Here is a 9,184-nt window from a genome sequence, read left to right on the forward strand (position 1 = left end):
CGCTTTGCAGCCGCCGCAAAAACTGTCAGACTATTCTGACACATGCCCCGCCTGTCCCCGTGAGGTCTGCCATAAATACCGTGAGTCTTTCCTTGTTTCGCTTTACCTCGCTGCCCGCCCGGCTTTGGGTTATCGGGCAAATGGGGGCGGCGCGGCTGTCGTTCATGCGGATGCCAGAGGTGGGGTTTTGGAAGCTGTGCGGATCGGGCACGGGCGAAGGTTTCACGCCTAGGCCGAATACCGCCGTGTGGGCAATTCTTGCCACTTGGCCCGATGTGGCGACGGCGCGGCGGGTGATTGACGCGGCCCCGGTGTTCCGGCGCTGGCGCCGCCATTCCGCTGAAAACTGGACGATTTTGCTGGAGCCGACCTCGGCGCGCGGGCAGTGGTCGGGGCGCGCGCCGTTCACTGCGACGGATGCGCCGAACGCCGGCCTGAACTCTGGGCCGATTGTGGCGCTGACGCGGGCGACGATGCGGGTCTCGACGTTTTTGCGGTTCTGGCGGCGGGTGCCGGATATCTCAGCCGCCATCGGGCAAGACCCGAATGTGATCTTCAAGATCGGCATCGGCGAGGTGCCGTTGCTGCATCAGATCACGTTTTCGATCTGGCCGGATGCGGCGAGCATGGCGCATTTCGCGCGCGGGGATGGGCCGCATGGTCGTGCCATTCAGGCGGTGCGGGCGGAGGGCTGGTTTTCCGAAGAACTTTACGCCCAGTTCCGCATATTGGATGATTGGGGCACATGGGGCGGCCAAAGCCCGCTTGCGATGAAGGACGCCGCATGAGCCAGCCTTTTCCGTTTTCCGCCATCGTCGGCCAAGCTGCGATGAAGCAAGCGATGGTGCTGACCGCGATTGATCCAGGGATAGGCGGCGTCTTGGTGTTTGGCGACCGTGGCACGGGTAAATCGACGGCGGTGCGGGCTTTGGCTGCGCTGTTGCCGGAAATCATCGCAGTGGAGGGCTGCCCGGTGAACTCGGCCCGTGTTCAGGACGTGCCGGAATGGGCGGGGGTGACATCGGGCAAGATGATCAAACGCCCGACCCCGATGATTGACCTGCCGCTGGGGGCGACCGAAGATCGCGTTGTGGGCGCGCTGGATATCGAGCGGGCACTGACGCGCGGTGAAAAGGCGTTCGAGCCGGGGCTGCTGGCGCGGGCCAACCGGGGGTATTTGTATATAGACGAGGTCAACCTGCTGGAGGATCACATCGTCGATCTGCTGCTGGATGTGGCGCAATCGGGTGAGAATGTGGTGGAGCGCGAGGGGCTGTCTATTCGCCATGCCGCGCGGTTTGTGCTGGTGGGGTCGGGCAACCCGGAAGAAGGCGAGTTGCGGCCTCAGTTGCTGGATCGGTTCGGGTTATCGGTTGAGGTGGCATCCCCGCGTGATATTGAAACGCGCGTTGAGGTGATGCGCAGGCGGGATGCCTATGAGAATGACAATGCCGCGTTCATGAAGAAATGGCGGGAGAAGGATAGCGGCTTGCGCAAGGCGATTTTGGCGGCGCGGGCGGCTTTGCCGGGGCTGAAAACGCCGGGGGTGGTGCTGCATGACTGCGCGGCTTTGTGCATCGCTTTGGGGTCAGACGGGTTGCGCGGCGAGTTGACGCTGCTGCGGGCGGCGCGGGCGCAGGCGGCGTTTGAGGGGGCCGGGGTGGTGACGCGCGTGCATTTGCGCACGGTGGCGGCGAGTGCCTTGGGGCATCGGTTGCGGCGCGATCCGCTGGATGAGGCCGGATCGGGCGCGCGGGTTGCCCGCACCATCGCTGAAGTTTTGCCGTGAGCGAGCCGCTGTCGCCATGGGGCCGGGTTGAGGCTGCGCTGGCGGTGCTGGCGGTTGATCCGGCGGGGGTGAAGGGGCTTTGGTTGAGGGCGCGGAGTAGCCCGGTGCGCGATGTGGTGATGCAGGCGCTGCCGGTGGCGCAGCGGATACATCCGGGGATCGACGATGTGGCTTTGTTTGGTGGCGTCGATCTGGCGGCGACGTTAAGCGCGGGGCAGGTGCGGCGGAGTTTGGGGATTTTGTCAGGGACAGCACCTGTGGTTCTGACGATGGCGGAACGCTGCCCCCCTGCCCTCGCGGCGCGGTTGGCGCGGTGGTTGGATGATCGTGGCCCGTGTCTGGTGGCGCTGGATGAGGGGGCGCAGGCGGAGGAGGTTTTGGCCCCGGCGCTGGCGGATCGGCTGGGGTTATTCCTCGATCTGGGGGAGTTGGGGTATTCGGATATCGGCGCGCTGGTGCTGCCAGTGGAGCGGATCGCGGCGGCGCGGGGGCGGTTGGCGGGGGTGGTTTTGCCTGCGGGGGCGCTGGAAAGTCTGACGGTGGTGGCAAGCGCGATGGGCATCGCCAGCCTGCGCGCGCCGTTGTTGGCCATTGCGGTGGCGCGGGCACTGGCGGCTTGGCGGGGCGAGGCTGTGGCTTCGGACGATACCCTGCGTCATGCGGCGGAGTTGACGTTGGCGCATCGGGGGGATTTGCCTGAAGTGGCGGAGGAGCAGGAGAGTGCGCCGCCGCAGCCGGAACCGGGGGAGGCAGAGGCGCAGCAAAACCCGCAAAGCGACCGTATCCCGGATGAGATTTTGCTGGAAGCGGTGCGCGCGGCCCTGCCCGCTGATCTGCTGGCGCGGCTGGCGGCGGGCAAGGCTGCGCGGGCGGCGAAGGGCAGCGGCGGCACTGGGGCCGCGCGCAAGGGCAACCATCGCGGGCGGCCATTGCCGCCGCGTCCGGGGGTGCCGGGGTCTGGCAAGCGGATTGATCTGGTGGCGACATTGCGCGCGGCGGCGCCTTGGCAACCCCTGCGACGGCGCACGCCTGATGCGGTGCGGCTGGAAATCCGGACCTCGGATTTGCGGTTGAAGCGGTATCAGGAAACCTCGGACCGGGTGTTGATCTTTGCGGTGGATGCGTCGGGATCGTCTGCCTTGTCGCGACTGGCCGAAGCGAAGGGGGCGATTGAATTGCTGCTCGCACAAGCCTACGCCCGGCGCGATCACGTCGCGCTGATCGCGTTTCGGGGGGTGGGGGCGGAGTTGTTACTGCCGCCGACCCGGTCGCTGGTGCAGGCCAAGCGGCGGCTGTCGGGATTGCCGGGGGGCGGTGGCACGCCCTTGGCGGCGGGGTTGCGGATGGCGTTTGATCTGGGGCTGCAAACCCGCGCGCGGGGGATGACGCCGACGATTGCGCTGCTGACCGATGGGCGCGGCAATGTAGCACTCGATGGCAGCACCAACCGGGTGGAGGCCGAGACGGATGCGCTGCGCCTGTCGCGGCTGATCTGTGCAGCGGCGATTCCGGCACTGGTTTTGGATATCGCCAACCGCCCGCAAGCGGCGTTGCAGCGGATGGCGGCGACCCTTGGGGCGGCCTATGTGCCGCTGCCGCGCGCTGATGCGCACCGGATGTCGGGCGTGCTGCAAGCAGCTTTGGGGGCGTAGATGCTGGCCCCGGTGATCCCCGCAGATTGGCCGTTTCGCAGCGCCTCGCAGCATGTCCGCTGTAAGGGCCATCTGTGGCATGTGCAGGAGATTGGCAGCGGTCCGGTGGTTTTGCTGCTGCATGGCGCGGGGGGGGCGACGCATAGCTTTCGCCATTTGATCCCGCTTTTAAGCACGGATTACCGGGTGATCGCGCTGGATTTACCCGGTCAGGGCTTTACCTCGCTCGGCAATCGCGCGCGGTGCAATCTGGATGCGATGGCGGAGGATGTGGCCGCGCTGATCGCGCAGCAGGGCTGGCATCCGGTTGCGATTATTGGACATTCTGCGGGGGCTGCGGTTGCTTTGAGATTGGCCGAGATCAGCCCCCCGCAAGCCGTGATCGGCATCAACGCCGCCTTGGGCGGGTTTGAGGGCGTGGCGGGGTGGTTGTTTCCGGCGCTGGCGAACCTGCTTGCGCGCCTGCCCTTGGTGCCGCAGCTGTTCAGCAAACTGGCGGGGACGACGCGTCAGGTGCATCAGCTTTTGGCCTCGACAGGCTCGCGGATTGATGCGGCGGGCGAGGCGCAATATTTGCATCTTTTGCGCCAGCCGGGGCATGTGGCGGCGACTTTGGCGATGATGGCACAGTGGCAGTTGGATGGCTTGCTGAACCGCCTGCCGCAACAGGTGGTGCCGTGTTTGCTGATCACCGCCAGCGCCGACCGGGCAGTGCCGCCTGTGGTGTCGCAGCGGGCGGCGGCGGTGATGTCAAACGCGGAATGGATCGACCTGCCGCGTTTTGGGCACCTGGTGCATGAGGAAGCGCCGGAGCAGGTGGCGGCGCTGATCCGTGATTTCTTAGAGGCCCGCGCAAAGGCGGACCCGCTATGCGCTTAGGCGAAAAATCCCGGCCCGGCGCGGCCCAGCAATTCATCGGCGAGTGTCTGACCCAACGCGGTCGCCTGCGCGATGCCGCCCCGGATTTCCCCGGTGATCACCTTACTGCCATCGGGGCGCAAAATCTCACCGCGCAGCCAAAGCTCATCGCCTTCCAGCACCGCAAGCCCCGCGATGGGCGTTTCGCACGAGCCATCCAGCCGCGCCAGAAACCCGCGTTCGGCGGCGAGTTGCTGGCCTGTGGGCGTGTGGTGAATGGCGGCCAGCATGGCTTCGGCGCGTGGGTCGTTCTGACGACGCTCGACGCCAATGGCACCTTGGGCGACGGCGGGCAGCATCTCTGTCACCTCAACCGGGCGGGCGACTTCGGCCATGCCAAGCCGGTTCAGCCCGGCCATCGCAAGGAAGGTTGCCGCCGCCACACCGTCATGCAGCTTTTTCATCCGGGTTTGCACGTTGCCGCGAAACTCGACCAGTTGCAGATCAGGGCGGCGGTGCGCCAGTTGCGCGCGACGGCGCAGGCTGGAGGAGCCGACCACAGCACCTTGCGGCAAATCCAGCAGACCGCCGCCGTTCAGCGTCACAAAGCCATCGCGAACATCCTGACGCGGCAGGTAGCAATCCAGCCACAGCCCATCCGGCTGCAAGGTGGGCATGTCTTTCATCGCATGGACGGCAATATCAATGCCGCCGTCCAGCAGGGCATCTTCAATCTCTCGGGTAAACAGGCCCTTGCCGCCGATGTCTTTCAACGCGCGGTCTTGAATTTGATCGCCGGTGACTTTGATCACCACCACCTCGAACGCCTCAACGGGCAGGGTATAGGCGGCCATCAGGCAGCGCCGCACCTCATGCGCCTGCCACAGGGCGAGCGGAGAGCCTCGGGTGCCGATTTTGAACGGTTGGGCGGGGGTGGGAAGTGGATGTGTCATGTCTGAAGCAATAACGGTGTCACTCTGCGCTGACAACATCCGCGAACGATCTTGCAGCTTTTTATCGCAACTGGAGTGTCTATGACCAAACTGATCCTGCGCGCCCTTGCGGGCGAAACCCTGGCGACCCCGCCGATCTGGATGATGCGGCAGGCCGGGCGCTATCTGCCGGAATATCGCGCGACGCGGGCGCAGGCCGGGGATTTTCTGTCACTGTGCTATAACCCGGAACTGGCGGCAGAGGTGACGTTGCAGCCGATCCGGCGCTATGGCTTTGATGCCGCTATTCTTTTCGCCGACATTCTTTTGCTGCCGCAGGCGTTGGGGGCGGAGTTATGGTTTGAAACCGGCGAGGGGCCGAGGTTGTCTACGATCACCACGATGGCAGGGGTTTTGGCGTTGAAGCCGCGAGAGGCGATCCATGATACCCTCGCGCCGATCTACGAAACCGTACGGATTCTGGCGCGCGAACTGCCGCGCGAGACGACACTGATCGGCTTTGCGGGCGCGCCATGGACGGTCGCGACCTACATGATCGCGGGGCGCGGCAGCAAGGATCAGGGTGCTGCGCATGCGTTGAAATCGGCGGATCGCGCGGCGTTTTCGGCGCTGATTGAGGTGATTACTGAGGCAACGGTTGAATATCTGTCAGCGCAGGTGCAGGCGGGGGCCGAGGTGGTGAAGTTGTTTGACAGCTGGGCTGGCAGCTTGAAAGGTCAGGATTTTCAAGATTTTGCGATGAAGCCTGCCGCCCGGATCATCTCTGCGTTGAAGGCCAAGCACCCCGGCCTTCCGGTGATCGCCTTTCCGCGAGAGGCTGGGGCGGGGTATATCGGGTTTGCGCAGGCGACCGGGGCGGATTGCGTGGCGATTGATAACTCGGTCAGCCCGGAATGGGCGGCACAGCATGTGCAACCGGGTGGCTGCGTGCAGGGGAATTTGGCACCGGGGCATATGGTGACGGGCGGGCAGGCGCTTGTCGATGCGACGCGGCGGGTGGTGGGTGCTTTCCGCGGCGGGCCGCATATCTTCAACCTTGGCCACGGGATTACGCCGGATGCGGACCCGGAGAATGTGGCGCTGATGGTGGAAACGGTCAGGGCGGGATGAGCGCGCAGCCCCCTACCCTGCGGGTTTTCATGCTGGGGGCCACTGGCACCATCGGGCGCGCAACAGTCGCGGCGCTGCTCGGGCGCGGGCATGAGGTGGTGTGTTTTGTGCGCCCCGGCGCGAGCCCCCTGCCCCGTGGTGCCAGCTTTCGCTTTGGCGAGGTGACAGACCCTGCATCGCTGGCGCGGGATGGCTTTCGCGGTGAGAGGTTTGACGCCATCGTCACATGTCTAGCGTCGCGCACGGGGGCGCCGAAGGATGCTTGGACGATTGACCACAAGGCGCATGTTGATGCTTTGGCGGCGGGTCAAACCGCTGGCGTCCGTCAGATCGTGCTGTTGTCGGCGATTTGCGTGCAACGGCCAAAGCTGGCGTTTCAGCATGCAAAGCTGGCCTTTGAACAGGCGCTTATCGACTCGGGCGTAAGCTATTCCATCGTGCGCCCGACCGCCTATTTCAAATCACTGTCCGGGCAGTTGAACCGCTTGAAGGCAGGCAAGCCGTTTTTGCTGTTTGGCGATGGGGCGCTTACGGCGTGCAAGCCGATCAGCGCTGCCGATCTTGGCAATTATCTGGCGGATTGCCTTGACCAGCCTCAGTTGCAAAACCGTATTCTGCCGATTGGTGGCCCCGGCCCGGCGATCACGCCACGCCAGCAGGGCGAGGCGTTGTTCCGGCTTTTGGATATGCCGCCAAAGTTTCGGCAGGTGCCCGTGGGTTTTCTGGACGGCATTATCGCTGTGCTGGACGGTTTGGGCCGCATTGCGCCACGGCTGAAAGACAAGACGGAACTGGCGCGGATCGGGCGCTATTATGCCACCGAATCAATGTTGGTTTTTAACGCGGCAACCGGGCGATATGACGCGGATGCAACGCCTGCCACCGGGTCAGAGACGCTGTTTGAACATTATGCCCAGTTGGTGCGCGGCGCGGCCATTGATGATCGTGGCGCACATGCGGTTTTCTGATCGCCCCAAACAGACGCGGTTAGATCAACCGTCCCGTGGGCAGGTCCAGCAACCGCTCCATATGGCCGAGCGCACCTTGAAAATCATGCGCTGCGGCGTCGGCACCTGTCAGACCAACCAGCGGCAGATTGGTCGCAGCGATCTGGCCGCAGACCAGGATGCGCGCAGTGGGATTGCTGATGCGCAGCGCGACGATCAACCGGGTCAGCGCGGGCAAGGATCGCTTGCCGCTGGCAGACAGGCCGATCAAGCCGGGCTGACGTTGTTCCAGCGTTTCAACCAAGGCGTCATGTGTAAGGCCGACAAACAGGTCAATATCCCAGCCGCGTTCGCGGGCAAGGTCGCTGGCAATGGTGATGCCCAAGGTGTGATTCTCACCCGGAACCGAGGCAAAGGTGGCGGCGCGTTGCATGTCGGGCACACCGATCGGGCGCTCCATCCGCAGGATGCGCAGAATGGCATAGATCCGGCCCGCAGCCACCGTCACGCGGTAAAAGCTGACCTCATCGTTATCCCACCATTCGCCCAGACGCCGCGCGGCAACGGTCAGATACAGCAGGCACAGGGTTTCATAGCTGGAGCCTTTGGTCTGCACATTTTCGATAAAGGCGGCCGCCGCGCGCGGATCATCCGACAGCAAAGCATTGCACAGCATATCTATTTCATCGAGGCACGGCACCACATCAGGCTGCACTTCAAAGCGCAGATTGTTCGCGACCCGCGTCACAACCTCGGCGGCAAGTGTGCTGAGCGTGGCTTCCGGCAAGGACCGGTGCACGGCGTCAATTTCTGAAAATGCTGTCTCAAGCATTTGCCTGTCAAACGTAGCAGAGCGTGACATGTTGACCTCCTCCAAAGCCATCAACGTCAATGGCCCGCCGAGAGAACAAGATGTCTCCGTATGCCTTTGCGTACCTGACTATATGAAATTTGAAGATTGTGGCAAGTCTGGTTTCTTGAAAAAACGCACTATGTATAATGCCCGAATGTGACTTTGGCTTTCGCGGCTCTGACGATCCACCCGGCCCGCTTGCGCGCGCGCAGCTTGATGCGGCCCTGTACCCAGATGGTGCGAACGAAGTAGCCTTTCCTTGGCCAGCATGCTGACGCGATAGGCGCTAAGCCCACCACAACGCTTAAGTGCTTTGATGGTTCCGATTGAATTTGTTGATAAATTTTGGAACCACCCTGCGGCGGTGACGTTTTCCAGACAGCGCAGACTGCGTCAAACCAAAGCATCTACAGGAGATGATGATGAAAAATCTTATGCTTTCCACCGCAGTGTTCGTGGGCCTTGCCGGGGCCGCCTTTGCGCAGGATTCCGCAAGTGCGTTCCGCGCCGCAGCTGACCCTGCGGACGTGCGGGCGTCCGACTTTATCGGAATGCGCATCTACGCATCCGAAACGGCGATTGATGCGACTGAATACATGGGCACCCAAAAAGGTTGGGACGACATTGGTGAAGTCAACGACGTTTTGCTATCGCGTGACGGCAAGGTTGACGCCGTTCTGGTTGATATCGGTGGGTTCCTTGGCATCGGCGAACGTCAGGTTGCTGTTGGCATGGAAGCGATCAAATTTGTCAGCGACAGCGCGACGGCTGACAAGCCGGATGACTTTTTCCTTGTGATGTCGGCAAAGCGTGCCGATCTCGAGGCAGCTCCGGCCTACACGATGAGCCCCGATGCTGCGACGGACGCGACTGCACCTGCCGCGACCGAAGCAGCGCCTGCAACCGAAGCGGCGCCCGCAACAGATGCGATGGCCGCAACCGAAGCAGCGCCCGCAACAGATGCGATGGCCGCAGGCTCTGCGCGTCAGCCGATGGTACGCGATGGCTATGTGGCCGCAGAT

Annotated in this window: 9 protein-coding genes; 7 read left to right on the top strand and 2 right to left on the bottom strand. The window is 63.5% G+C overall.

The window, feature by feature from the left end; genetic code table 11:
* Positions 1-80 precede the first annotated feature (80 nt).
* Genes crtA through bchO form a run of 4 tightly spaced genes read left to right on the top strand, consistent with a single transcriptional unit; the run spans position 81 to position 4,320 of the window.
* Entirely contained in the window at positions 81-788 is a 708-nt protein-coding gene (gene crtA / locus ACP7AP_RS15535; protein ID WP_426035349.1) for a spheroidene monooxygenase, read from the top strand.
* Positions 785-1,789, top strand: a complete 1,005-nt coding sequence (gene bchI, locus ACP7AP_RS15540) for a magnesium chelatase ATPase subunit I (RefSeq protein WP_426035351.1) — start codon at positions 785-787, stop codon at positions 1,787-1,789. The genes crtA and bchI overlap by 4 nt, the downstream gene beginning before the upstream one ends.
* Positions 1,786-3,441 carry a magnesium chelatase subunit D gene (locus ACP7AP_RS15545; RefSeq protein WP_426035353.1) on the top strand — a complete coding sequence of 552 codons (1,656 nt, stop codon included), beginning with the start codon at positions 1,786-1,788 and terminating at the stop codon, positions 3,439-3,441. The genes bchI and ACP7AP_RS15545 overlap by 4 nt, the downstream gene beginning before the upstream one ends.
* Positions 3,442-4,320: an alpha/beta fold hydrolase BchO gene (gene bchO, locus ACP7AP_RS15550; RefSeq protein WP_426035355.1), complete on the top strand. Its 879-nt coding sequence runs from the start codon at positions 3,442-3,444 to the stop codon at positions 4,318-4,320.
* On the opposite strand, the gene hemC is transcribed toward bchO, so the two are convergent.
* Positions 4,317-5,252, bottom strand: coding sequence for a hydroxymethylbilane synthase (gene hemC, locus ACP7AP_RS15555; protein WP_426035357.1), 936 nt, complete (start codon positions 5,250-5,252; stop codon positions 4,317-4,319). The genes bchO and hemC overlap by 4 nt on opposite strands.
* A gap of 81 nt (positions 5,253-5,333) precedes the next feature.
* Here hemC and hemE point away from each other — a divergent pair, with 81 nt between their 5' ends.
* Both hemE and ACP7AP_RS15565 read left to right on the top strand, forming a co-directional pair.
* Positions 5,334-6,362, top strand: a complete 1,029-nt coding sequence (hemE, locus tag ACP7AP_RS15560; protein WP_426035359.1) for a uroporphyrinogen decarboxylase — start codon at positions 5,334-5,336, stop codon at positions 6,360-6,362.
* Positions 6,359-7,330 carry an NAD(P)H-binding protein gene (locus tag ACP7AP_RS15565; protein WP_426035361.1) on the top strand — a complete coding sequence of 324 codons (972 nt, stop codon included), beginning with the start codon at positions 6,359-6,361 and terminating at the stop codon, positions 7,328-7,330. Before hemE ends, ACP7AP_RS15565 begins: the two co-directional genes overlap by 4 nt.
* A gap of 19 nt (positions 7,331-7,349) precedes the next feature.
* On the opposite strand, the gene ACP7AP_RS15570 is transcribed toward ACP7AP_RS15565, so the two are convergent.
* A complete protein-coding gene (locus tag ACP7AP_RS15570; protein ID WP_426035363.1) occupies positions 7,350-8,171 on the bottom strand; it encodes a cobalamin B12-binding domain-containing protein in 822 nt (273 codons plus the stop codon).
* A gap of 413 nt (positions 8,172-8,584) precedes the next feature.
* On the opposite strand from ACP7AP_RS15570, the gene ACP7AP_RS15575 reads away from it, so the two are divergent.
* A partial coding sequence (locus tag ACP7AP_RS15575) for a PRC-barrel domain-containing protein (RefSeq protein ID WP_426035365.1) occupies positions 8,585-9,184 on the top strand: 600 nt, incomplete at its 3' end.

The organism is Cypionkella sp. TWP1-2-1b2 (genome assembly GCF_049896245.1).
Lineage (GTDB): Bacteria > Pseudomonadota > Alphaproteobacteria > Rhodobacterales > Rhodobacteraceae > Cypionkella.

Excerpts from the sequence above, each read along its gene's own strand:
- hemE (WP_426035359.1), top strand. The coding sequence starts at position 5,334 with ATGACCAAACTGATCCTGCGCGCCCTTGCGGGCGAAACCCTGGCGACC.
- bchO (WP_426035355.1), top strand. The coding sequence starts at position 3,442 with ATGCTGGCCCCGGTGATCCCCGCAGATTGGCCGTTTCGCAGCGCCTCG.
- ACP7AP_RS15570 (WP_426035363.1), bottom strand. The coding sequence starts at position 8,171 with ATGTCACGCTCTGCTACGTTTGACAGGCAAATGCTTGAGACAGCATTT.
- ACP7AP_RS15565 (WP_426035361.1), top strand. The coding sequence starts at position 6,359 with ATGAGCGCGCAGCCCCCTACCCTGCGGGTTTTCATGCTGGGGGCCACT.
- bchI (WP_426035351.1), top strand. The coding sequence starts at position 785 with ATGAGCCAGCCTTTTCCGTTTTCCGCCATCGTCGGCCAAGCTGCGATG.
- hemC (WP_426035357.1), bottom strand. The coding sequence starts at position 5,252 with ATGACACATCCACTTCCCACCCCCGCCCAACCGTTCAAAATCGGCACC.